The sequence below is a fragment of the Schaalia sp. lx-100 genome (assembly GCF_021083625.1).
Lineage (GTDB): Bacteria > Actinomycetota > Actinomycetes > Actinomycetales > Actinomycetaceae > Pauljensenia.
Genome location: NZ_JAJNRP010000008.1, coordinates 18730 through 43249 on the forward strand (window position 1 = coordinate 18730; position 24520 = coordinate 43249).

A 24520-nucleotide genomic window follows, 5' to 3' on the forward strand; every position below is an offset into this window, starting at 1 on the left:
ATATGATTATTGAACAGGCCACTGGGGACGATTTACGTAAAGGTGTGCGTCCAGCAACGCTTAAAGATGCAGCAGATATTGCGTACATTCATGAAACTGTTTTTCATGCGCTCTTTGGAGCCTCTCATCCTTTAGTACCTTCTTACGAACAATTACATGCTCAATGGGAACAAACTCTTACGCAGGAAGCTCCTGATGGGTGTTATACGCTTGTTGCTATACATGGGTTCCGGATTGTAGGTTTTGCTTCATGCGTCCCAGCACAAGAAATACATGAAAATACTGTCGGAACTGGAAAACACCTTTCTATTCCACAAGGTACAGAAATAGTGAATCTATGGGTTGAGCGCGCATTTCAGCGGAGCGGACATGGATCAAGACTTTTGGCGGCACTTGTTGATGTTACTCAAGCGAAGGCTTTACGAGTCTGGGTAAATGCTGATGATGAGTCTTATATTCGTTTCTTACGCAGCGCTGGTTTTGGGCCGGCAGGCATACGCAGAGCTTTTTCGGTGAATGATTCTGGCGATCAGCAGTTTGTTGAGCATTTATGGTGGGCACTTAACACGTAGTGAATGTGAATATGTCCTTTTAGTCTTTTCTTCTGTGCTCTTTTACTATTCTCTTTCCTATTCCCCACAGTTGTTTTGCTACACCATAGGAGTGTGGATGGCTGCTCAATGTGCATGAAAACTACTTTCGGGTAACAGAAAAGGAAAAACAGAAAGGAAGGAGGGAGCTTTAGAGCAGCAAAGGGGTGCGGGAGGAAAAGCAGAGGAACAAAGGATCGAAGAAAGGAAACAGCATAAAGCAAAGACGCGGGCTGATACAGAGAATCCAATCAAACCCGCGTCTTAACTCAAATGGAAACTACTTGTTTTCCTTAGGCTCAAGCCAAATCGCACCCAGAGGTGGTATGCGCAACTCTACGGAAGCTGGACGTCCATTCCACGGAATATTCTCCGCTACGATTGGCCCGATATTTGTTACACCTGAACCGCCGAAAGCAACATCATCGGTATTGACAACTTCTGTCCACTCACCACTGAAAGGTAAAGCGACTCGGTAGGATTCGTGCGGTGTACCTGCAAAATTCGATACGCAGACCATAACACGTGTCTTACCATCCGTATCTTCGCCTTTACGCAGGAAAGAAATAACATTATGGTCACCATCAGAGGCATCAAGCCACTCAAAACCTGTGTAATCGTCATCCCATAATGCTGGACGTGAAGCATACACATTATTGAGATGAGCAACAAGGCGTTGAACTCCAGAATTCTCGGGGCGATCAGATAGCCACCAATCCAAAGAATAGGCTTCCATCCATTCTTGTTCCTGAGCGAATTCTTGCCCCATGAACAATAGTTGCTTGCCCGGATGCGCCCACTGATAGGCAAAAAGGGAACGCATACCCGCATGTTTTTGCCACGTATCACCAGGCATCTTGTTGAAAAGAGAACCTTTCCCATGGACAACTTCATCATGCGAAAGAGGGAGAACATAATTCTCCGAGAAAGCATAAACCAAAGAGAATGTCAGCTCACCGTGGTGCCAGCGGCGATTGACAGGATCCTCACGCATATAACGTAAGGTATCATTCATCCACCCCATATTCCATTTAATACCAAAACCAAGACCACCTGAAGAAGTAGGTGCAGTCACGCCGGGCCACGCCGTCGATTCTTCAGCAATCATAACGATACCTGGGTGAGAGCGGTATGCTGTCGCATTTGCTTCTTGCAAGAATTCGATTGCTTCTAGGTGTTCGCGCCCCCCATACTGATTGGGACGCCACTGGCCGTCTTTACGCGAATAATCCAAGTACAACATTGACGCGACGGCATCTACACGTAGACCATCAATATGGAATTCTTCCAGCCAGTACAAGGCATTCGCTACGAGGAAATTTCGTACCTCGCGTCGCCCAAAATTAAAGACATATGTGCCCCAATCAGGATGTTCACCTCGCATGGGATCTGGGTCTTCATATAACGGTGTTCCATCAAAGCGCGCTAAAGCCCACTCGTCTTTCGGGAAATGCGCTGGAACCCAATCTAAGATCACACCGATACCTGCTTGATGTAAGCGATCAATGAGGTAGCGGAAATCATCAGGGGTACCGTATCGCGCGGTAGGCGCATAGTAAGAAGTGACTTGGTATCCCCAAGAACCACCGAATGGGTGCTCAGCTACGGGCATAAATTCAACATGCGTGAACCCCATATCTTTGATGTAGGGGACAAGCTCATCAGCTAAGCCTCGGTACCCTAAGCCTTGCCGCCATGACCCTACATGTACTTCATAGATCGACATGGGTTTCTTATGAGGGTTTGTCTCTGTGCGTGTACGCATCCATTGGTCATCTTCCCAATGATGGTGCAGATCAGTGACTACCGAGGCGGTGGCTGGGGGGATTTCCGTGGCGCGTGCCAATGGATCGGCTTTTTGGAACCAGTTTCCGGCAGGACCTTGAATTTCAAACTTATATCGCGCACCAACTCCGATACCGGGAATGAAAATTTCCCAGACTCCGGAAGATCCCAAGGAACGCATAGCTGTGGCGGTTCCATCCCAGTAGTTAAAATCACCGACGACACGCACAGCACGGGCATTTGGTGCCCATACTGCGAAAGCTACACCGTCTACTTCGCCCATTTCACCGCTGTAGTGCTTTACATGTGCGCCCAGGACTTTCCAGAGTTCTTCGTGACGTCCCTCTGAAATGAGGTATGTGTCCATTTCACCGAGGGTTGGCAAAAAACGGTACGGGTCATCTTTAATAACGATTTGGTCACCGTATGTGACTCGTACACGGTAGTCAGATATTTGCGTGATGGGGAGGACTGCTACCCACACGCCGTTACGTTCATGGGTTGCCGCATAAGAAGCGGTACTTGTCACGATATCCACGGCATCAGCCAGGTGATGTACTGTGCGCACTGTGACAGAAGATTCACCTAAATGTGCTCCAAGTACTGAGTGTGGCAGATAATGTGTGCCAAAAGCTACAGAGTCAAGTAAGTCATTATCGACGCTGATCGGTGTGTACTCGTCCATATTCATATCATCCCACGTTTTAGCTTAAAAAGTGTAATTCCTGTCACTGTTTTGAGACGGTTTATTTTCTGTGAGGTTCCGCAAAGCATCTAAAGGAATAGAAAGCCACTCCGGTCGCATACGGTATTCATATCGTAGCTCATATGCAGCTTTTTCTAATATGAGTACTTTTAACAGGGTTTCCTCACTGCTACGTAAACTTTTCCCCTGCATGTACCCCTGAAGGAATCCACGTGTTGCTTGAGTAATCCAATGCGAATGTGTTGCAGATACGGAGTAAGCATCTTCCTGACGTAGGGCTTGTGCTTGCGCATAGCTGAAACTTCTGAGCATTCCCGCCACATCACGTAGAGCTAAATCGGGACGACGCCGCTGGTCAATGGGACGTAGAGGTTCCCCTTCAAAATCGACGATATACCACCGATCTGCCAGTAGTGTTTGTCCTAAATGGTAATCCCCATGGATTCGCATGAGCACAGGAATATCCGTCATATCACATAACGGGTCAATGAGGCCTTGAAGTTTTTCATAAAGATCCGTGTCCAATTGCGGAACTTCTTGAACGGTCAGTGCAAGCTCTGATGTGATTCGCCTGCTGAGGGTTAAGGGATCTACAGCTTCACTGTGCCCTAATGCTGAACATAATTCACGGTGCATATCCGCTGTGACCTTCCCTAAACGCTCTGCAGCGGGAAAAGGATCTATTCTACGGCGCGCTAAATCGACAAAGTAGGTGAAACCATCGGTGGCATCAGGAATAAAAGGACACATAAGTGCTCCCAATGCTGTGTTTTCTGTTCCATTGTGCTGAGGGAAGCAGATAAGAGAATGTGCCACCGGCGGGGAAATATGTGGCCATTTTGCTGCGGCTAATGCAGCACCAAGCTCCAAATCAGGGTGCAAACCCGCGCAAAGAACACGATAAACCTTGAGAATCATCCGTTGAGAAGCAATGGAAAATAAGACGGAGGTATTAGATTGCTCTCCACTGAGAACATGTGGAGATAAGGGGAATTTAGTTGCGTGTACTCGCTGTGCTTTAAGAAAAGCAGGTGCAAAGGAGTCCAGTGTCGCTTCGTGAAACCATGAGGTAATCCATGCAGGATGCGCAGGACCATCAGCTAAATACATTTCACCGTATTTCGTGATAAAACCCTGCTCCGGAGTTGGACAATTTAGGGTACACACGAGTGGAAGCTGAACATACCCTTGATCTGTCGAAAGAACATAGGTTCGGGCAGCATCGTTGGAAACATAAGGAATTATGTGTTCCCAATAAGATACGACTGCTATCGCAGAATCATTCCCCGCAGGAAACCAGCGACGTGTGTTGAGCCACGGCCTCACTATGGTGACAAGTGCATCATGGGAAGGCCAGCGTGCACGTGGCTGACTCATACGGATTCTCCAGTGGTGACCCTCAGAATTGTTCGTATGCCAGCAAATAGGTATTTTCCGTTACTTTGATGGGAAGTATCTTGATGTATCAGTGCATCTACACGAATGTTTGAAAGCACTTTTATCAATTTCATTCACAAACGCGGAAAAGAATGCGGAGGAGCTTCGACGGACATAATGTGCCCTAAACGCGTCCACGGTGATAACGATACCCAGTTTGACGCAGACCACGTATATTCATGGCCATCAAGTTCGTCGATTACGCGGAAAGTTCCTGCAGAGGTTTCAATTCCAAGGTCAGCTAAGTCAAGGCTGATTTCACCTTCAACAGTGTCATATGGGTTCAAAGAAACTACGCAGATCACAGTATCTGCTTGTCCTGTTGAAGAAAAGCGAGCGGGAACTCGTTTAGAAAAACACACGATTTCCGGATGCGTTGTTGCGTGAATACGCAGGTCATGGAGCTGCTGTAAGGCAGGATGTTTTGCTCGTGCAGCATTGAGGAGGCCCAACAGACGGGGGATACCTGTGTTTTCTGCTTGTGCCCAGTCACGTGGTCGATACTCATACTTTTCGTTGTTATTTTGTTCTTCAAAACCCGGACGATTATCGTTTTCAACACATTCGTAACCGGAGTAAATTCCCCATGTAGGCGCTCCAGTAGCAGCAAGGATGGCGCGTAAAGCAAATATGGCTGTCCCTCCATCCCACATTTGTGGTGTGAGGATATCGTGCGTTGTCGGCCAAAATGCGGGGCGCATGAGGTGAGCTGTTTCCTGGGAAACTTCACGTAGATAATTTTCAATTTCTTCTTTTGTTCGACGCCATGTGAAGTACGTGTAGGACTGGTCGAATCCGACTGCGCCGAGGGTACGCATCATTGCGGGACGTGTAAATGCCTCTGCAAGGAAAATAATGTCAGGATGTGTGTCATGTATGTCAGCAATGAGTTTTTGCCAGAAGTTAATGGGCTTTGTATGAGGGTTATCAACTCGGAAAATGGTAACCCCATGCTGAATCCATAGCAGAATAACGTCACGAATGGCCTGATAAATACCTTCAGGGTCGTTATCAAAGTTCAGTGGGTAAATATCTTGATATTTTTTGGGGGGGTTTTCAGCGTAAGCTATTGACCCGTCTGTGCGCGTGGTGAACCAGTCAGGGTGTTCGTGTACCCACGGATGATCCGGTGAACATTGGAGAGCAAGATCTAATGCCACTTCGAGGTTGAGCTCATGAGCTGCTTGAACGAATGCATCAAAATCTGTGAAAGTCCCTAGGTCTGGGTGAATAGCGTCGTGACCACCAGCAGAAGATCCGATTCCGTAGGGGGAACCTGGATCCGTTGGGGAAGCTTTGAGCGTATTATTTTTTCCTTTACGATGAGTCATCCCAATCGGATGAATAGGCGTAAGGTACACCACGTCAAAACCCATAGAGGCAATACGCGGTAAATCTGATGCTGCGGTACGTAAGGTTCCAGATATCCATGTTCCGTCAGCTTCTTGATAGGCACCTATTGAGCGTGGGAATATTTCATACCACGAGCCAACAAGTGCTTTTGTGCGAGCTACACGCAATGGGTATAAGCGCGTATGATCCCAAAGATCACGCAACGGGAAAGTACGGAAAGCGGCACGAACACGTGAAGACAAACCAGCAGAAAGTCTTTGCTGTGGGGATAGAGCTTGGTCACGTAAGCGTTCTGCTGCGTCAAGGAAGATCGCACGAGTATCCGCTGGAGGAATATGAGGGGAGGAGACGCCAAAGCTTTGCCCTTGCGCTGCACGTTCCATTAAACATGCGCCTTCTTCGAGCATGAGTTCTACATCAACATTTGCGTCAATTTTGACTGTCGCATGGTGTCGCCATGTGGCATAAGGATCAGACCATGTATCTACACGGAAAAACCATGAACCTGTTTCATTTGCCATGACCCATGCTTCATAACGGTCAAGACCTGGAGCAATATCAACCATTACTGTTCGCGAGTATTCGCTTCCGTCCGGCGCAATGAGGACGGCCTCAGCACACAGTGCGTCGTGTCCTTCACGGAAAATGGTGGCGCGAATAGGGAAAGGCTCGCCTTGTGTGGCTTTGGCGGGTAAATGACCGTCTTCAATGACGGGAAATAACTCTATTGCGGGAATTCGGGGAAGAAGATTCTCACTCACATGTCTTAGCCTACTTGTCTTACGCCCAGTTGTGGGCGTTGTGACCATAAAGTCAAAAAATGGCGGTAGATGATATGTGTTCTCCGTATTATGCGCATATGCCTCACCATCTGGTAGAGGGCAAGGCATATGCGTCAAAATCGTGTGGCTTAATAGCTGAGTGCTAGTAGATCATCGACATTGCTTCACGTACTTCACGTAGAGTTGCTTCCGCTTGCTCGTTTGCGCGCTCATTACCGCGTGCAAGAACGGAAAGCAGATATGCCTCATCGCTGATGAGTTCTATACGACGCGCACGTAAAGGCGCTAAAAGATCATTCAAAGAATCAATGACCGTCATTTTTAAGGCACCTGCACCTTTGTCCCCAATGGATTGCGCAATCAATTCTGGGGATTCACCTGTGGCTAAAGAGGCGAGTAGTAGCAGGTTAGATACCTCAGGACGATTCTGCGGATCCCATGTGATCACTCGTTCAGAATCAGTTTTTGCTTTCTTTAATATCTTTGCAGTTTCGTCTGCTGTCATCCCTAATTCCACAGTATTCCCACGGGACTTAGACATTTTATTGCCGTCAGTTCCCAGCAGCAATGGGGCCTGCGATAACAGGGCTTCAGGACGGGGGAAAACAGGCCGTTCAGGATTAACGCGACCGTAACGTTTATCGAAACGCTGAGCTATTAAACGTGTCTGTTCGAGGTGAGGTAATTGGTCTTGTCCGACTGGTACAAGATTTGCTTTACAAAAAAGGATGTCGGCAGCTTGATGAACAGGATAGGTCAACATCAGACCGCTCATAGCGCGACCATCGGTTGCTTCAAGCTCTGATTTCACAGTCGGATTTCGGTGAAGTTCAGATTCTGTTACCAATGAGAGGAAAGGTAACATGAGTTGATTGAGCGCGGGGATTGCTGAGTGATTAAAAATAGTTGTGCGTTCAGGGTCTAAGCCTGCAGCTAAATAGTCAGCGACAAGTCCAAGAACACGCTCACGAATGGGACCAACACCGTCGCGGTCAGTGATGACCTGATAGTCAGCGACAAGAACCCAGGTTTCGATGCCGCGTTCTTGAAGGAGGACACGATTACGTAAAGTCCCAAAGTAATGCCCTAAATGGAGTTTTCCTGTGGGACGATCACCTGACAAGATCCTGAAACGTGAGGGATCTTCATCAATTGCGCGTTCAATTTCTGCGCTTCGGGCACGTACACGCGCGAGCGAAGCCTCATTTGTCGAATTTTCTAGGGTTTCTTCACTTGTGGTCACAGGTGAATTTTAGCGTGACTTTAAGGAACAGACGTATATGGGCTTTCTGATGGACTCAGCAGCAAGGCATCTTAGATCCGATCAGTATGGGTTTCCCCTTAAAATTCTTGTGTGCTATCAAGTGAGCATACGACGTCAGAGAGTAAAACCATCATTGAAAGCGGTTCAATATTTAACGTCGTGCGACTGGACACGAGTTCAAGATCCAGTGGAAGGCCATCCCAATCTGCTTCTGCGTCAATACCGCCGTCTATGGGGGATTCCCAGGAGGTATCCATAACGATTCGCCAGTCCACATCATGTCCGATGGGTAAAGTAATGTCACGGTCATTGAGTGTCCCATTAATGATGACAAGCGCATCTCTGTCATCGAAGGGGAAGCCTGAACGGAGCATTTGGAATGTGCGATTCTCGATCTGATACCACGCGTCTTGCAAAATAGGTTGCCCGTGAGCGTTGTACCACGATAGGTCTTCGATGCTGTCACCGGATGTCACAGTTCCTGTAGCAAAAGTCCATGGACGTAGCACAGGGTGATTTTTACGCAGATTTAACAGCCAGCGCGTTGTGAGAATCTGATTTTTTTGTGCAGGACGATGATTCCAATTTACCCATGAAATCGGGCTGTCCTGACAGTAAGCATTGTTATTTCCGTACTGTGTACGTTGGAACTCATCACCGGCAGTAATCATAGGTGTTCCTGCGGATATGAGCATTGTTGTTAAAAGATTTCTCTGGGAACGATGACGCATAGGACGCAGGTCATCTGTGAGCCCTGTACCGTCACCTACATCAGAAAGTAGGCTTTCCTCATCAGAAGCAAGGCCGCCTTCAAGTCCATGATTCCATGAGCGATTATCGTCAGAACCATCACGATTTTCTTCAAGGTTTGCTTGGTTGTGTTTATGGTCAAAAGCAGTTAAATCCGCCAGAGTAAAGCCATCATGCGCTGTTACGAAATTAATGGAGGCGCGGGGGCCGCGTAGGTAGCCTGTGCCATGGCTGAATACGTCTTGCGATCCAGATAGGCGTGTGGCTAAGTCATTGGGGCCAGAAACCGGAAGACCTTTTGAAAGATTGGCGACATCAGAAAGCCAAAATGAGCGTACAACTCCGCGGAATTGGTCATTCCATTCAGAGAAAGGATCCGGGAAATTCCCTGTTTGCCACCCTCCGGGACCTACATCCCATGGTTCGGCAATCATTTTGTCCAATGAAAGACGTTCATCTGTGGCAATAGCCATAAGTAAAGGATGGAGGGGAGTGTATCCCCAATTGAAGCGTCCCAGTACTGTTGCCAGATCGAATCGGAATCCATCGATCCCCATATTCAAAGACCAGTGGCGTAAGGAGTCGAGTATCATCGCCATTGTTTGCGGATGATCGACGTTCACCGTGTTTCCACAGCCTGTGGTATCAACCTGCTCCCGAGGCCTGTGTGGGGTTTGCCGATAGTACAGGCCTTGGTCGAGTCCGCGCCATGATAAGGACGGTCCTGTTTTTCCCCCTTCGCATGTGTGGTTGTACACCACATCAAGGATGACTTCAATCCCGGCTTGGTGCAGAATCGACACCATTCCACGGAATTCATCGATGACTCCCTGCGCGCCACGTTTTTGTGCTTCTACGGTGGCGTAGGTGGGTTCTGGTGCAAAGAAACTGAGGGTGGAATATCCCCAATAGTTTGTCAGTCCTCGCTCTGCGAGGAATGGTTCATCACATTTAGCGTGTATGGGCAGTAATTCAATGGTGGTGATACCAAGTTTTTTCAGGTAATCGACGCATGAGGGGTGGGCTAAGCCTGCGTAGGTTCCGCGGAGCTGTTCAGGAACGGAAGGCATGTCTTTTGTGAATCCTTTGACATGCATTTCGTAAATAACTGTTTTTCCCCAAGGAACACGTGGTTTGGGCGCGATATCGAAATGTGTATCAACGACTACGGAAAGTGGAACGTGTCCAGCAGAATCGAGTGTGGACATTTCCATAGGTAAAGCAACCGGATATAGGTCCTCGTCGACGCGGTGAGGATAGATATATGGACTTAAATTCACAGATCCTTCGAGTCCACGTGCTCGGGGGTCTAATAGGAGTTTATGTGGGTTGTAGTATAAGCCCGCATCAGGATCCCATGGTCCTTGAGCGCGGAATCCGTAGCGTGTTCCCGCGCCATAACCGTCGATACGACCATGCCAGATACCACAGTCAGGACCATATAGTGCCCATTGAGTTTCAGTGCCATCTTCATTAATGACACAAAAGAGCATGTGTGTGGCGTGGCGAGCAATAACTGAAACTACCAGTGAATTATTTTCAACAAAAACACCGATACGCCGGGGTTCAGGATGTTCAGCATGAGCACGCTGGGGTGCGCTCTGATGCTGCGAGGACATCAAGTTTCCTTTCCACGTATGCCAGTAGTGTGAAGTATTTCGTCCTCAATATGTTGGTAGGACGAATCCAAGCAGAGCCAACAGAATTTATCAATTGGCAGCTATGCGGCATATTTTGTGATCCAGAACGAAATATACAGGTAAATGTTCTTCTTTTAGAACAAAAGGCAGGATATGTGAGTTTTGTCCATCACTGCGTGCGAGCTTGCCTCACAGATTCATACCTGTATGTGTGAAGTATTTTTATTCATTTCCTCCGATTTTGTCGTACTTTTATCGCAATAAGAGGCGTAGAACACTGCGCTAGCAATAGGAGCTTTGCGTCGAATATGGCACTCTTGTTTTATGCGAATAGTTGTCTGCGTGAAGCATGTCCCAGATGTTCAATCTGATCGTCGTTTTGAAGATGCTCGTCTTGTTCGTGGGGAAGATGATGTTCTCAATGAATTAGATGAGAATGCAATTGAAGCGGCAGTCAGTATGGTAGAGGAGCATGGCGGAGAAGTTATTGCTCTGACGATGGGACCTGCAGACGCCGAGGATGCTCTGATGCGCGCACTTCAAATGGGGGCAGATCGAGGTATTTTAGTCACTGATAACAGTCTTGAAGGAAGTGATGTTAATACCACTGCAGCTCTTTTAGCAGCAGCTATCACAAAGATTGCTCAGGATTCTCCTGTCGATATGGTAGTAACAGGTATGGCTTCTTTAGATGCAATGACTTCTATGCTACCTGCAGCTTTGGCGGCGCATATGCATATGCCTTTCCTTGGTCTTGCGCATACTGTGACTGTGCAAGGGGAAGCTCCATGGAATATCACTATTGAGCGGAGCACGGATGAATATGATGATGTTCTGAGCGCTCATACACCGCTTGTTCTTTCTGTAACTGACCAGGCGAATACTCCGCGTTATCCTGCATTTGCAGCAATGAAAGCAGCGCGTAATAAGCCGATGGATGAGTGGTCTTTTGCTGATCTTTCTGAGGAATTTCAGCGCTTACATCCTGCGTCCTCACTTACGTCAATTCTTGTTGATGAAGCATATAAACGTGAACGTCAAGGTAACGGTACTGTCATTACTGATTCTGGTGACGCAGGTGAACGTTTGGCCGAGTATTTACTCGAAAAGGTGAAGTGAACTCATGGTATTTCTGGATCGTCCCGTTGTTGTACTAACCGACCATACAGGTAATGATGCTGAGGGATACGCTTTGACGCTTCCCTCACAGCAATTACTTACCTTGGCGCGCACGCTCACACATGGACCAGTAATAGCTGTTGCACTGAACAACGCACCTGATATGACAGCTCTTGCCGCCTATGGTGCTCAAAAAGTGCTGATACCTGATTTGGGAACTTATTCACCGCGTGTCAGCGCGATTGTTGCTGATGCTGTTCTTGCATGTATGTCTCATATTTCGCCGGCTGCTGTGCTTATGGTAGCCAATTATCGAGGAAAAGAAGTCTGTGCAAGGCTAGCTGCTCGTACAGGTAATGCTGCCGCGGTTGATATTTCTACCGTGACAGTTACTGATGAGGGGAATTTTTGTGCCTCTCGCACAGCCCTTGCCGGTTCCTGGGTGACGAATATGAGCATCACAGAAAGCACACCTTTATTTGCGGTGCGCCCCATGTCAGTTGATGAAGAACCTATTTCCGTCCCTACCGCACCACAAATTGAACATGTGTCGGTGCAATATTCACCTGAAGCTACTGCTGTGTGCGTGCATTCTTCACAGCATCAACCAGCAACAGGTCGTGCTTCTTTAACACAGGCACGAACTGTCGTTGTTGCGGGTCGAGGAATAGAAGGTGATTTTACTCTTGTCGATTCACTTGCCGATATTCTTGGCGGCGCAGTGGGGGCTACTCGCGTGGTAACTGATGAGGGCTGGGCCCCTCGTTCACTTCAGATTGGCCAAACTGGTGTATCTATTTCACCGAATCTGTACGTAGGTCTTGGGGTATCAGGAGCTATTCACCACACTGTTGGTATGCAAAGCAGCGAAAATATTGTCGCTATCTGCGATGACCCAGATGCACCTATTTTTGAGATCGCAGATTTTGGTGTAGTCGGCGATTTGAATGAGGTTATTCCGCAGGCGATTGACACCATTAAAAAGGTACGAAACGCACAGTGACTACACACTCATCATCTATGAGCAGTGATATGCGGCAGGAACATTATTTGGACCACGCTGCTACCACGCCTATGCCTCCTCATGTTATAGAAGCGTGGACAGATGCAGCCCGTCTTTTAGCGGAACGGCCAGGTAATCCGGCTTCTTTACACAGTGGCGGTAGGGCTGCGCGTCGTCTGCTTGAAGATGCTCGTGAAAGAATAGCCTGCGCTTTAGGTGCTGATCGCGCGGAAGTAGTTTTTACTTCAGGCGCAACAGAATCTGATGCCATTGGCGTATCTGGAGCTGCACGATCAGTTTATATTGCGAATCCTCACCGTCATCGTGTACTTATATCTTCACTTGAGCATGACGCTGTTTTAGAGCAGAAAAAATCCTTGCCACATATGGGATTATCGTGTGAGCTGCTTCCTGTTACCTATGAGGGCCGCACTGATGTATCTGTTCTTTCTGCTCCTCATATGTGGGATGATATTGCTCTTGTATCTATGACCTATGCTGCTTCAGAAGTAGGCACGTTACAACCTGTGGATGAACTGATTGACATACGTGATCGTGCCTGTGCTTTGGGGGAAGATCATACGCCCCAGCCTGGCCTTCCTCTTATTCATACAGATGCAGCACAAGCAGTGACCACATGTGATCTGAATTTCCGTGAACTTGGCTGTGACCTCCTCAGTATTGGGGGGCATAAAATCGGCGCTCCTGTGGGGATTGGTGCTTTACTGATTCGACGAGGGATTTCTGTGGTGAGTGATCGGCCAGGCGGTGGTCACGAGCGTGGGATTCGTTCAGGAACCCCTGATGTTGCTGGCGCTGTAACTTTTGCATGCGCTCTTGAATATGCGGTATCTGAACGTGAACGGGCACGTGTACATGCAGAAAAACTCCGCGATCACCTTGTACATGGTCTTTCGCATACCTGTGCGGGGAGGGTGTCTTTAACTGTGCCCATGGACTTCTCGTTACCAACGATTATTCATCTGTCATTGCCGACTCGTCATCCAGAAGCTTTGCTGTTAGCGATGGATTCTGCAGGGGTTCATGTTTCTGCTGGTTCTGCTTGCCATGCAGGTGTGACTCGCCCTTCAGAGGTGCTTATCCGTATGGGTAGGAGTGTCGATCAGGCATTAGGCGTATTACGTATTTCAACGGGGAAAGAGACAAGCATTTCCGATATTGACGCATTTCTTGCGGCTTTACCGGCTGCTCTTGAGGCTGGAATAGCATTGGATCAATTGGAAGGGCAAAAGTGAAGGTTCTAGCAGCGCTTTCAGGTGGTGTTGATTCGGCGGTGGCTGCGGCTCGTGCGGTTGAAGCTGGTCATGAGGTTGTGGGTGTGCATATGGCTTTGTCAACTTCACCGCAGGAATGCCGTATTGGTTCGCGGGGATGTTGTTCCGTTGAAGATGCGGGGGATGCTGCCCGTGCTGCTGAACATTTGGGGATTCCTTTCTATGTTTGGGATTTAGCGGAACAGTTTGAAAATACTGTGATTGATGATTTTGTTGAGCAGTACAGGGCTGGGGCTACTCCAAATCCTTGTGTGCGGTGTAATGAGTTTGTGAAATTTCGTGAGTTAAGTGCGCGGGCACGGGCTCTTGGTTTTGATACGGTGTGTACAGGGCATTATGCGCAGGTACGTGAGGGGGCTTTAGGTCCTGAGCTTCATCGCGCAGTTGATGAAGCGAAAGATCAGTCCTATGTGTTAGCTGTTATGGGGCGCGATGAACTTTCGCGTGTTTTTTTGCCATTAGGTGAGGCTTCTTCGAAAGAATGGGTGCGAGGTGAGGCTGAGCGTTTGGGTTTGGGTGTGTCCTCAAAACCTGATTCATACGATATTTGTTTTATTCCTGATGGTGATACTCAGGGCTTTTTGAAAACACGTTTAGGGGTTGAAAAAGGTGAGATTGTGACCCCTGAAGGTGAGGTTGTGGGTTCGCATGAGGGGTATTGGAATTTCACGGTAGGTCAAAGGCGTGGATTGCGTTTAGAAAATCCTGCTTCGGATGGTCGCCCTCGTTACGTTTTAGAGACTCGTCCGGCTTCTAATCAAGTAGTTGTGGGCGCAGCAGAGTTGTTGAGTATTAATCACATTGAGTGTGATGAGGTTGTGTGGTTGGCTTCTGACGACGATGGGCATGTTGACGTTGAGGCTACACGTGCTTTTGGTGATTCTTTAGGGGATCGAGCTCTATGTGAGGTGGATGAGCGTGTACTTACTGTGCAGGTGCGCGCTCATGGGGTTCCTGCAGTTGTGCGTGGAGTTGCCCGCGTGGTGGACAGTGGTATTTCTTACGTTGCGGAGCAAGAGGGGCTTTTGACTACTTCAACAGATGCTGGTTCTTTTTCTTCGTTAAATGTGGATTTAGCAGCTTCTTTGCGCGGTGTTGCTGCAGGGCAAACATTGGTTTTGTATCGAGGGACCCGTGTTTTAGCTTCTGCGACTATTCGTTCAACTGGACGCTTTGATAGGGCACCTTTGGTGTAGTTGTGTATGTATGCCTCTCTAAACTAGGTAAGATGGTGGGGCGCGCGAGTGGCGGAATTGGCAGACGCGCTGGATTTAGGTTCCAGTGTCTTTGACGTGTGGGTTCGAGTCCCATCTCGCGCACAAGTGATTTTGAAGTATGGGCGATGCTTTTGGTGGCCGGAGGTCCCATTTGCGGTGGGTTTTTATCGGGCATGATGTCGCTTTGTGTTGACACTTTCTGAAAATATTGATGTTCAAGTTGCTGCTGCTCACCATAAGATTCATGGAACGCGTCGGCCTGTGAATTATCTGGTGGCTGCAATGCTCGCAGGTATGTATATCGGTCTTGCAGATATTTTTATGATCTGCGCGGGAGGACCATTTCGTTTGGCAGGTTCTCCGGCGGCTTCATTAGTTGAGGGTGGAGTTTTCGGTATTGGTTTGATTTTAACGGTCTTTGCTGGCGGTGAGTTGGCGACTTCCGCAATGATGATTTTGCCTGTAGCTTTGTTAGAGAAGAAAACTCGCTGGGGTGCTGTTGGCCGCACGATGTCGTTGATGTTGATTGGTAATCTGCTGGGCGCCATTATTTTATCTGTCATGGTTTTTGGCTCGGGGATTATGGATTCTCAAGCAGTTCCTGGTGAAGCCTTAGCTGCTTTGATTACTGCGAAGGCACATAAAACCACATGGGGCCTGTTTTTCCGTGGTATTTTGTGCAATATTTTTGTGTGTTTAGCTATGTGGTGTGTGACGCGCACACGTAGTGATGTGGCAAAAATGGTGGTTATGGCGTGGTGTATGGCTGCTTTTGTGGGTTCAGGTATGGAGCACGTGGTGGCGAATATGACGACTTTTTCTTTGGGTATTGTTCACGGTGTGGATGGTGCTACCTGGGTTGAGGCTGGCCGTAATTTGGGTATGGTTTTGCTGGGAAATATGGTTGGTGGCGGTATTTTTGTGGGGTGTGCCCAGTGGTTTGCCACTCAGATGGAGTTAGCCGATTGATTTAATAAGGCATACTTCGCACTGTGCTGGGGCCTTGTCCGTGGGATGATTGAAATATGAGTACACATGACATGGTTGTAAATAATCCTGTTGCCTTGGGGGAACAGGCCCCTGATTTTACTCTTGATTCCACGCAAGGACCGGTTACTCTGTCTGATTTGGTGTCGCGTGCTCCTAAAGGGGTTGTTGTTTATTTTTATCCGAAGGCTGCGACTCCTGGTTGCACAAAAGAGGCGTGTGATTTCAGGGATAGTTTGAATACTTTTGCCTCAGCAGGGTATCTGGTTGTTGGTGTGAGTCCTGATGGTATTCCTGCTTTGGAACGTTTCGCACAGAATGAGGGTCTGAATTTCCCTTTGGCTTCTGATCCAGATAAGGCTGTGATGGAACGTTGGGGTGCTTGGGGTGAAAAGAAGAATTATGGCCGTGTAGTGACGGGTACTATTCGTTCTACTTTTGTTGTTGATCCTGCGGGTGTGGTTGTGTTGGCGCAGCGTGGTGTGAAAGCAACGGGGCATGTCGCTCGTTTACGTCGTGATTTAGGTATTGATTCGCAGTAGAGATCTTTTCATTATCCCCATGAGCGTGATTATGTTCATGGGGATTTTGTTTTTCTTTTCTTCAGAGGTTTCACTTTGAATATTTTTTACCTACTCAAATATCTCACTATATGAAATATTGAGATAATTTTATTCAAAATTAGGATGAATGCCTGTTCTGTCCGTTATTCTGAAATTCCATTTGAGATTCAAGGGGGAATCATGAAGAAAAGTATTCGTCGGAGTTCAACCGTTCTGCTCACAGCCCTACTTGTACTCGGTGTGACGAATGTGGGCTGGAGCGCTGTCAGAGGTGGCGTGATTGGTTGTACGGCGAATCAAGCAGGACAATCAGGAGCCAATGTCAAAGGACAAGTTATTCATTACCCACCTGGTGACCCAAACAGGCAAGTTCTCTACGGACCTCAAAATACCTATGCCTGGACTTATGCGCTGGCGAATGTAAACCGTGGTGGTAGATGGCAAGTCATTGGTTCTGCCATAAAAGATGTTAAAGCTCAATGTATTGTCACTGGAACTGTTCGCTAAGTACTCCTTTGCTGGGTGCAGCTCAAATGTTTATGAGTTTGTACCCAGCAATAGCATTTTAGGGAATCAAGGTGGGGAAAATGCTTCTGAAACACAGAGTTGTTCCCGCATTAGTGTGCGGGTTTCTTATCCTGTCTGTCACAGGGTGTGCAAATGCGCCTACACAGGGATTATCGGGAAGCTCTGAATCTACGAATGAATCTGGTGAATCAGGTTCCCCTCATATGGTCGTGGTGGAAAGCCGCGACGAGCAACCTGAAATCTCGCGCCAATGGTTTGCGATGACCCGTGAAGAACAGGAGAAAATCAATGATGAAGAGAAACAAGAAATCATGGAGTGCCTAAAAGAAAAAGGGTGGAAAGTAGAGAAAAATACCGATTATTTTGGGCAGTTAAATTACTCTATAGACACTCAAGGTAATGATGCTTTATTTACGCAGATGCTAAAAGATTCTGAAGAATGTGAAAAACTTTCACCTTCACCCTATCGTGATCTCGTGATTTCTGTTCCCGATATTGAAAATTACTATGAACATGATCTAACGGTGAAAGAGTGTTTAGAAAAAGAGGGGATCACAGTCACTACCCCTCCAACGAAACAAAAGTACATTGATGATTTCCGGAATGATCGTGTTACGTGGAGTCCTTACACAGACCTCATAAACGCCAGTGATCTGACGGCAGACAGATTTCGTGAGATTACTGAAAAATGCCCTCAATAGTAATAGGGGAGCAAATACTCTGATGCCATTTCATCACACAATAATTATGAGGGGAGTGAGGTGAGGAGAAATGCGTGTGGAGCATAATTTTATTCCCGTGTTACTGTGTGGTTTTCTTGTCTTGCCTATTGCTGGATGCACAAATACGTCTACACAAGGAATATTGGGAAGCTCTGAAAGTGTGAATGAATCTGGTGAATCTGACTCACCTGCCACAGTCGTGGTAAAGACTCGTGATGAGCAGCCTGAAACCTCACGTCAATGGTTCGCACTAACCCGTGAAGAAAAGCATGAAAAACTAAGCGAAGCCTTAAAATACCAAATTTCATGTCTGGAAGATAAAGGGTGGAAAATAGAAAAAGTCGATCTGAAAAATCTGGGCTACAGCGTAAATACTCAAAATGACGCGGCATTAGAGGCGAGAATTTCTGCTGATACAAATGAATGTAACAAAAGATTTCCACGGCCTGATGAGAACCTTGTGATGTCCATTCCTGATATTGAAGACATCTACGAATACAGGTTAACGGTGAAAGCCTGTTTAGAAAACGAAGGGATCAAGGTAACGGACCCTCCGACAAAACAAAAATTTATTGATGATTTTAGAAATGATCGATCATATTGGAACCCGTATACGGACCTTATGGATATGTCGAACCTGACGGCCAGTAGATTTCGTGAGATTACTGAAAAATGCCCTCAATGGTAGTGTTGGGTGCAGACGGTTTCACTTTGAACATTTTTTACCTACTCAAATATCTCACTATATGGAATATTAAGATAATTTTGTTCAAAATTAGGATGGATGCTTGTTCTGTCCGTTATTCTGAAATTCCATTCGAGATTCAAGGAGGAATCATGAAGAAAAGTATTCGTCGGAGTTCAACCGTTCTACTCACAGCCCTACTTGTACTCGGTGTGACGAATGTGGGCTGGAGCGCTGTCAGAGGTGGCGTCATTGGTTGTACGGCAAATCAAGCAGGAGAGTCATATGCCTATGGTAAGTGGCTTGTTTACCATACACCCCCTGGTGATCCCCAAACATACAGGGTATATGGGCCTCGAGATAAATTCAGATGGACTTACGAAATGGCAAATGTGAACCGTGGTGGTAGATGGCAAGTGTCAAACCCAGATTTAACGAATGGCTATGCTCGGTGTGTTGTCACGGGGACTCTCCGTTAGGTGTTTTCTTACGACTGCTGGGTGCAGCTCAAATGTTTATGAGTTTGTACCCAGCAATAGCATTTTGGGGAAGCAAGGTGAGGAAAATGCTTCTGAAACGCACGTTCATTTCCGTGTTACTGTGTGGTTTTCTTGCCTTGTCTATTGCTGGATGCGCAAATACATCTACACAGGGATTGTCGGGAAGTGCTGAATCTGCGAAAGTCGAGACGGGTGAATCTAGCGAATCGGACTCACCCCACATGGTTATAGTGGAGAGTCGAGACGAGCAACCTGAATCCTCACGCCGTTGGTTTGCCCTCAGTCGCGAAGAACAGAGGAAAATTGATGATGAAGAGATGCGGCAGAACATGGGCTGTCTGGAAGAAAAGGGATGGAAAGTAGAGCAAACTAACAATTATGGGCAATTAAGCTATTCGATAGATACTCAAGGTGATGATGCTTTATTCGCACAGATGATCAGAGATTCTGAAGAATGTGAAAAACTTTCACCTTCGCCTTATCGTGATCTCGTGATTTCTGTTCCTGATATTGAAGACATCTACGAATACAGGTTAACGGTGAAAGCCTGTTTAGAAAACGAAGGGATCAAGATCACTGACCCTCCGACAAAACAAAAATTCATCGATGATTTCAGAAATGATCGATCATATTGGAACCCGTATACGGACCTTATGAATGTGTCGAACCTGACGGCCAGTAGATTTCGTGAGATTACTGAAAAATGCCCTCAGTATTAACTGACATCAGCACGTAGCATTTTTCTGGGAAGTGAGGTGAGGGGAAATGCTTCTGAAACGCAGAGTCGTTTCCGCGGTACTGTGTGCGTTTCTTGCTTTGTCTGTCACTGGATGCGCAAATACATCTACACAAGGAATATTGGGAAGCTCTGAAAGTGTGAATGAATCTGGTGAATCTGACTCTCCTGCTACAGTCGTGGTAGAGACTCGTGATGAGCAGCCTGAATCCTCACGTCAATGGTTCGCGCTCAGTCGTGAGGAACGACGTGAAAAAATCCGCGAATATATGCGACAGAGCATGGCGTGTTTAGAGGGAAAAGGCTGGAAAGTTAAAGAAGTGAGTGGAGGGCCGGCAGAAATAAGTTTTTCTGCGGATACTCAAGGTGATCCAACTATAAGCGCCCAGTTTATGGCAGATTCTGAAGAATGTGACAAACTTTACCCTGCACCTGACTCTGACACAGTGATCTCGGTTCCCGACATTGAAGATGACTACGAGTATGACCTGACGGTGAAAGAGTGTTTAGAAAAAGAGGGGATCACAGTCACTGCCCCTCCAACGAAACAAAAATATGTTGATGATTTCCGGAATAATCGTGATACGTGGAGTCCTTACACAGACCTTATGAATGCCACCAATCTGACGGCAGACAGACTTCGTGAGATTACTGAAAAATGCCCTCAATGGTAGTGTTGGGCGCAGACGGTCTGACTTTGAAGATTTTTTACTTACTTAAGTATCTCATTATACGAAATAATAGGATAATTTTGTTCAAAATTAGAGCAAATGTTCCTTATTTTCGTTACGCTGAAAATCCACCCCAAAGATGAGGAGAAATCATGACAAAAAGAATCCCTCGGATATCAACTGTTCTACTTACGGCACTACTTGTACTCGGTGTGACGAATGTGGGTTGGAGCGCTACTAAAAGTGGCGTCATCGGTTGCACGGCAAATCAAGCAGGACGATCAGGAGCGCTGAGTAAAGGGCTTGTCTTGCATTACCCACCCGGTGACCCTCAGGTGCAACGTATGAATGAATCTCAAAAAGCATTTACATGGACCTATGCACTGGCGAATGTAAACCGTGGTGGTAGATGGCAAGTTGTAAGTGATAATTTGGCAGACGGTAAAGCCCAATGCATTTTCACTGGAACTGTCCGCTGAATATTCCTGAGTGAATATTGCTGCTAGGTGCAGATTAATACCGTATGGTCTGTACCTAGCGCATAGTTTTTTAGGAAGTGAGGTGAGGAAAATGCTTCTGAAACGCAGAGTCGTTTCCGCATTGCTGTGCGCGTTTCTTGCTTTGTCTATTGCTGGATGCGCAAATACATCTACACAGGGATTGTTGGGAAGTGCTGAATCTGTGAAAGTCGAGACGGGTAAATCTAGTGAGTCTGGTTCGAATGCCACGGTTGTGGTAGAGAGTCGTGACGAGCAGCCTGAAGCCTCACGTCAATGGTTCGCGCTCAGTCGTGAAGAACGACGCGAAAAAATACGCGAAGCAATGAAGCATGAAATCTCGTGTCTGGAAGATAAAGGGTGGAAAATAGAAAAAGTTGATCTGAAAGATCTTGGGTACACGGTAGAGCCTCAAGAAGATCCGGCAATGCGTACACAAGTTGCTGCAGATATCAATGAATGTAATGCGCTAAACCCTTCACCTGATGCGGATATTGTGATGTCTGTTGCTGATATTGAGGATATCTATAACTATAACTTGAATGTAAGGGATTGTTTAGAAAAAGAGGGGATCGCAGTCACTACCCCTCCAACGAAACAAAAGTACATTGATGACTTCAGGAATGATCGTGTTACGTGGAGTCCTTACACGGACCTCATGAACGCCAGTGATCTGACGGCAGACAGATTTCGTGAGATTACTGAAAAATGCCCTCAATGGTGAAGTCTTACAAAACGAAATGGCTTCTCCTGCGAAGCTACTAAATATTTCAAAACACTACGGTATTGAGGTCAACGATGACGGGGAAGAAAAAACGATTCGCTACACTGATTCTGCTGCTATTTCTTGCGCTGTCTGCTCTTGGCGTATGGACAGTAAAAACATTATTTTTTGCACCTCAACTGCTACCGCATCCCACGACATATGACGAAGCTACTGCACACAACGGCACGCTAGAAAGAAAAATCACCCTCGTCTCACAAATTACCTGGACTGACAGCACTCACCTCATCGCAAACCGTGGCGGAGTAATTACCCAAATACTGGCAGTAAATAACGTTCCACTTGAAGACGGACAAAAAATCGCGAGTATCGACATGGAACCTATTGTCATCGTAGAAGGAACTATCCCTGCTTATCGTGACCTTACATCAGGAACCGAAGGGGAAGACGTCAAACAACTACAAGCTTTTCTTAAACGCCACGAGTATCCCATCTACGATAAAGAAGGAATATACGGCCCTTCAACTCAAACCGCAGTTACACGCTGGCAAAAAGAAAACGGCATAACCCCCACTGGAGATGTTTCGCTGGGATCAATGATTTTTGTCAGCAAACTCCCCGTATCGCTTTCTTGGGCCGACAATATCGCTATCGGCTCCCATATTTCCACAGGGGACACAATCGGAACCTTATCCGGATCCCACCCTCGTTTTCACATGCTCCTACCCGAAGGGCAAGCTGAACTCGTCAAAGAAGGGATGGAAGCCAGTATTACCTATCAAGACAAAACATGGCCAGCAATCATCGGAACCATCACCACAAATGCCGAAGGGCAAACCATAGCATTCCTGGAACCACCCGCAGATACTGAAACAATCTGCGGCGAGGAATGTGCGCTTATCCCAGCTACGGGAACAGAAGGAATGTCCACCACAATCACCGTAGTACCACAAACTGAAGGAATAATCGTCCCTAATACAGCCATTTACGTGGCTTCAGATGCCACAGTGTACGTTACAGACAGCAGTGGGCAGAAAATTACTGTTGAGGTCGTTGTATCCATAGGCGGCCAATCCATTGTGACAGGAATAAACGACGGAACCAGACTGAGTATTCCGTTAGCTTCCATAGGAAAAGAAAAGTCTGACACTTCCACGCAAAAAGATGAGAAGTAACCATGGATCTACATGCATACGGTATTCACTACACTTATCCGCGCTCTACTCAGGAAGTAGTCACTGATTGGTCGCATAGCTTCACATCAGGAACAATAACTGCGATAACAGGGATGTCCGGTTCAGGAAAATCCACACGCCTATACATGCTGGCCCTCATGGTGAAAATCAAACGCGGCGAAATCTGGCTTGATGATAGACGAGTAGATAACCTCACTGACAGGGAACGAGCCGCTATCCGCGCACATCATTTTGGTTTCATCTTCCAAGACGCTGCTCTGGATGCCACACGCTCAGTCCTTGACAATATCGTTGAAACAAGCCTGTACCAAGGAAGATCTCCGCGAGATTTACGTGAACGTGCTCTGCGCCTCATGGAAGAAATGAATGTTGATGTACCGGCTCTGCGTAAGCCCGGTCAAATTTCTGGAGGCCAAGCACAAAGGATTGCCGTATGCCGCGCATTAGTAACCAATCCGCAGATTATTTTCGCTGATGAACCCACTGGAAACCTTGATAGCATCACTTCCGCACTGGTTCTACGTACCCTCAAAGAACACGCACAAAACGGAGGAACAGTTATCATGGTCACCCACGATCCTGAAGTGAGCGACTTTGCTGACTATCACTGTGAAATTACGGCGGTAAAACCGTGAAACGCGCAGCAGAGTCCATTGCTGTTTTTCTGCGTGAATTGTGCGCTGTTATCCGCTCCGCAGCTCTTACCAGCATCATCATGGGACTCATCATCTGTGGAGCTTCTTCTTTTTTAATACTTACAGCAGGGAAAACTGCGACAAGTCAAGAAAAAATTTTATCGCAACTCAATTCACCTACCATGCGTACCCTCACTATCCTCGGAGAAAAAGCCAGTGGCTTTGACACAGGACTTATTGGCGCACTTGACCAATATTCTGTTATTGAATCAGTTATCGGCATGGGACCGATTCATGATTATGTTTCAGCGGTCAATCCAGCCAGCCCGAAAGTACCTGGCCGCACACTGTACACAACCTCCGCTTACGCATTACATGTGCCTGCGGCCCCTAAAAACTTTCCTACCAGTGCAATTAGTTCCCCGAAAGCGCTTGCAACCATAGGGGTATCTACACGTAGCGCAACTGTGCGCGAAGAAAAAACAGGGGAAGAAATCAATGTTATCGATACGAAAGAACTACCTGAAGTTCTAAAAATATATGAGCCTATCATCCTGATTCCACGCAATATTGAGGAAAAACAACCTCTCAGCATGATCTCTGTAACTGCCCGAACATTGGAAGATATAGGCAGTGTCGAAAAAATTCTCCAACAGCATTTAGCTGGAATTCCACGTTCGCAGGTAAAAATACAGCTCCCAGACAATATTTCTCCCCTGAAAAAAGCTATTACCGGAGAACTCATAGCCTCAAACCGAGGGATTTTGCTAGCTACTTTCATTGCCTGCGTAACAGCTACCCATATCATTGTATGGACCGTTGTCCTCCTACGCCGTAAAGATTACGGTCGTCGCCGCGCACTAGGTGCTTCACGCTCCCTCATTGTGACACTCACTGTTATGCATGCCTGCTTTATTGCAATGCTGAGTGCAAGTAGTGGCGTATTGCTGACACAACTATGGTTGTGGTTCACACATAATTCGCTGCCGCCACTGAGTTTTCTGGGCGCAACAATTACGGCTTTAACTTTTATGAGTACTCTAGGGGCTTTTGTGCCGGCTACATGGGCTGCTCATCGTGATCCTTTAATGGAGCTACGTACCCCATAGAAATATGATTTACCGACGATTAGCAA

At 47.0% G+C, this 24520-nt stretch carries 23 protein-coding genes and 1 tRNA gene; 19 read left to right on the forward strand and 5 right to left on the reverse strand.

From position 1 onward, the window contains the following. Positions 1–2 precede the first annotated feature (2 nt). Positions 3–572, forward strand: a complete 570-nt coding sequence (locus LRP54_RS06770) for a GNAT family N-acetyltransferase (RefSeq protein WP_231235472.1) — start codon at positions 3–5, stop codon at positions 570–572. A 298-nt stretch (positions 573–870) separates the two neighbouring features. Here the strand turns inward: LRP54_RS06770 and glgB are convergent, their stop codons facing one another. The 5 genes from glgB to glgX form a co-directional block, all read right to left on the reverse strand. Further along, positions 871–3060 carry a 1,4-alpha-glucan branching protein GlgB gene (glgB, locus tag LRP54_RS06775; protein WP_442984635.1) on the reverse strand — a complete coding sequence of 730 codons (2190 nt, stop codon included), beginning with the start codon at positions 3058–3060 and terminating at the stop codon, positions 871–873. A gap of 24 nt (positions 3061–3084) precedes the next feature. Beyond that, on the reverse strand, positions 3085–4458 hold the full coding sequence (locus LRP54_RS06780; RefSeq protein ID WP_231235474.1) for a hypothetical protein: 1374 nt from the start codon (positions 4456–4458) through the stop codon (positions 3085–3087). Between the two features lie 134 nt (positions 4459–4592). Continuing rightward, positions 4593–6632 carry an alpha-1,4-glucan--maltose-1-phosphate maltosyltransferase gene (locus LRP54_RS06785; RefSeq protein ID WP_231235475.1) on the reverse strand — a complete coding sequence of 680 codons (2040 nt, stop codon included), beginning with the start codon at positions 6630–6632 and terminating at the stop codon, positions 4593–4595. A 163-nt stretch (positions 6633–6795) separates the two neighbouring features. After that, a complete protein-coding gene (trpS, locus tag LRP54_RS06790; RefSeq protein ID WP_231204998.1) occupies positions 6796–7896 on the reverse strand; it encodes a tryptophan--tRNA ligase in 1101 nt (366 codons plus the stop codon). 98 nt (positions 7897–7994) lie between these two features. Further along, the gene (gene glgX, locus LRP54_RS06795) at positions 7995–10286 is read right to left on the reverse strand and encodes a glycogen debranching protein GlgX (RefSeq protein WP_231235476.1); all 2292 of its coding nucleotides are present in this window, start codon (positions 10284–10286) and stop codon (positions 7995–7997) included. A gap of 345 nt (positions 10287–10631) precedes the next feature. On the opposite strand from glgX, the gene LRP54_RS06800 reads away from it, so the two are divergent. The 18 genes from LRP54_RS06800 to LRP54_RS06885 all read left to right on the forward strand — a co-directional run bounded on the left by LRP54_RS06800 (position 10632) and on the right by LRP54_RS06885 (position 24494). After that, positions 10632–11426: an electron transfer flavoprotein subunit beta/FixA family protein gene (locus LRP54_RS06800; RefSeq protein ID WP_231235477.1), complete on the forward strand. Its 795-nt coding sequence runs from the start codon at positions 10632–10634 to the stop codon at positions 11424–11426. Between the two features lie 4 nt (positions 11427–11430). Next, on the forward strand, positions 11431–12429 hold the full coding sequence (locus LRP54_RS06805) for an electron transfer flavoprotein subunit alpha/FixB family protein (RefSeq protein ID WP_231235478.1): 999 nt from the start codon (positions 11431–11433) through the stop codon (positions 12427–12429). Positions 12430–12446: 17 nt separating this feature from the next. Next, positions 12447–13685, forward strand: a complete 1239-nt coding sequence (locus LRP54_RS06810; RefSeq protein WP_231235479.1) for a cysteine desulfurase family protein — start codon at positions 12447–12449, stop codon at positions 13683–13685. Continuing rightward, on the forward strand, positions 13682–14920 hold the full coding sequence (gene mnmA / locus LRP54_RS06815) for a tRNA 2-thiouridine(34) synthase MnmA (protein ID WP_231235480.1): 1239 nt from the start codon (positions 13682–13684) through the stop codon (positions 14918–14920). Before LRP54_RS06810 ends, mnmA begins: the two co-directional genes overlap by 4 nt. Before the next feature lie 42 nt (positions 14921–14962). Beyond that, a tRNA-Leu gene (locus LRP54_RS06820) sits at positions 14963–15043 on the forward strand. 84 nt (positions 15044–15127) lie between these two features. Beyond that, positions 15128–15910, forward strand: a complete 783-nt coding sequence (locus LRP54_RS06825) for a formate/nitrite transporter family protein (protein WP_231235481.1) — start codon at positions 15128–15130, stop codon at positions 15908–15910. A gap of 56 nt (positions 15911–15966) precedes the next feature. Further along, complete coding sequence (locus LRP54_RS06830; RefSeq protein ID WP_231235482.1) at positions 15967–16470, forward strand: peroxiredoxin; 504 nt, start codon at positions 15967–15969, stop codon at positions 16468–16470. A 201-nt stretch (positions 16471–16671) separates the two neighbouring features. Then, positions 16672–16998, forward strand: a complete 327-nt coding sequence (locus LRP54_RS06835; protein ID WP_231235483.1) for a hypothetical protein — start codon at positions 16672–16674, stop codon at positions 16996–16998. A gap of 80 nt (positions 16999–17078) precedes the next feature. Then, the gene (locus tag LRP54_RS06840; protein WP_231205017.1) at positions 17079–17720 is read left to right on the forward strand and encodes a hypothetical protein; all 642 of its coding nucleotides are present in this window, start codon (positions 17079–17081) and stop codon (positions 17718–17720) included. Positions 17721–17796: 76 nt separating this feature from the next. Beyond that, positions 17797–18429, forward strand: coding sequence for a hypothetical protein (locus LRP54_RS06845; protein WP_231235484.1), 633 nt, complete (start codon positions 17797–17799; stop codon positions 18427–18429). Between the two features lie 149 nt (positions 18430–18578). Continuing rightward, entirely contained in the window at positions 18579–18905 is a 327-nt protein-coding gene (locus LRP54_RS06850; RefSeq protein ID WP_231235485.1) for a hypothetical protein, read from the forward strand. A gap of 86 nt (positions 18906–18991) precedes the next feature. After that, positions 18992–19645, forward strand: coding sequence for a hypothetical protein (locus LRP54_RS06855; RefSeq protein WP_231235486.1), 654 nt, complete (start codon positions 18992–18994; stop codon positions 19643–19645). A gap of 46 nt (positions 19646–19691) precedes the next feature. Continuing rightward, complete coding sequence (locus LRP54_RS06860; RefSeq protein ID WP_231235487.1) at positions 19692–20336, forward strand: hypothetical protein; 645 nt, start codon at positions 19692–19694, stop codon at positions 20334–20336. A gap of 149 nt (positions 20337–20485) precedes the next feature. Further along, the gene (locus LRP54_RS06865) at positions 20486–20812 is read left to right on the forward strand and encodes a hypothetical protein (RefSeq protein ID WP_231205024.1); all 327 of its coding nucleotides are present in this window, start codon (positions 20486–20488) and stop codon (positions 20810–20812) included. Positions 20813–20903: 91 nt separating this feature from the next. After that, complete coding sequence (locus LRP54_RS06870) at positions 20904–21554, forward strand: hypothetical protein (RefSeq protein WP_231235488.1); 651 nt, start codon at positions 20904–20906, stop codon at positions 21552–21554. A gap of 74 nt (positions 21555–21628) precedes the next feature. Beyond that, positions 21629–22729: a peptidoglycan-binding domain-containing protein gene (locus LRP54_RS06875; RefSeq protein WP_231235489.1), complete on the forward strand. Its 1101-nt coding sequence runs from the start codon at positions 21629–21631 to the stop codon at positions 22727–22729. A 2-nt stretch (positions 22730–22731) separates the two neighbouring features. Next, positions 22732–23385 (forward strand): ABC transporter ATP-binding protein, encoded by a 654-nt coding sequence (locus tag LRP54_RS06880; protein ID WP_231205031.1) that lies wholly within the window; start codon positions 22732–22734, stop codon positions 23383–23385. Further along, entirely contained in the window at positions 23382–24494 is a 1113-nt protein-coding gene (locus LRP54_RS06885; protein ID WP_231235490.1) for an ABC transporter permease, read from the forward strand. The genes LRP54_RS06880 and LRP54_RS06885 overlap by 4 nt, the downstream gene beginning before the upstream one ends. Positions 24495–24520 lie beyond the last annotated feature (26 nt).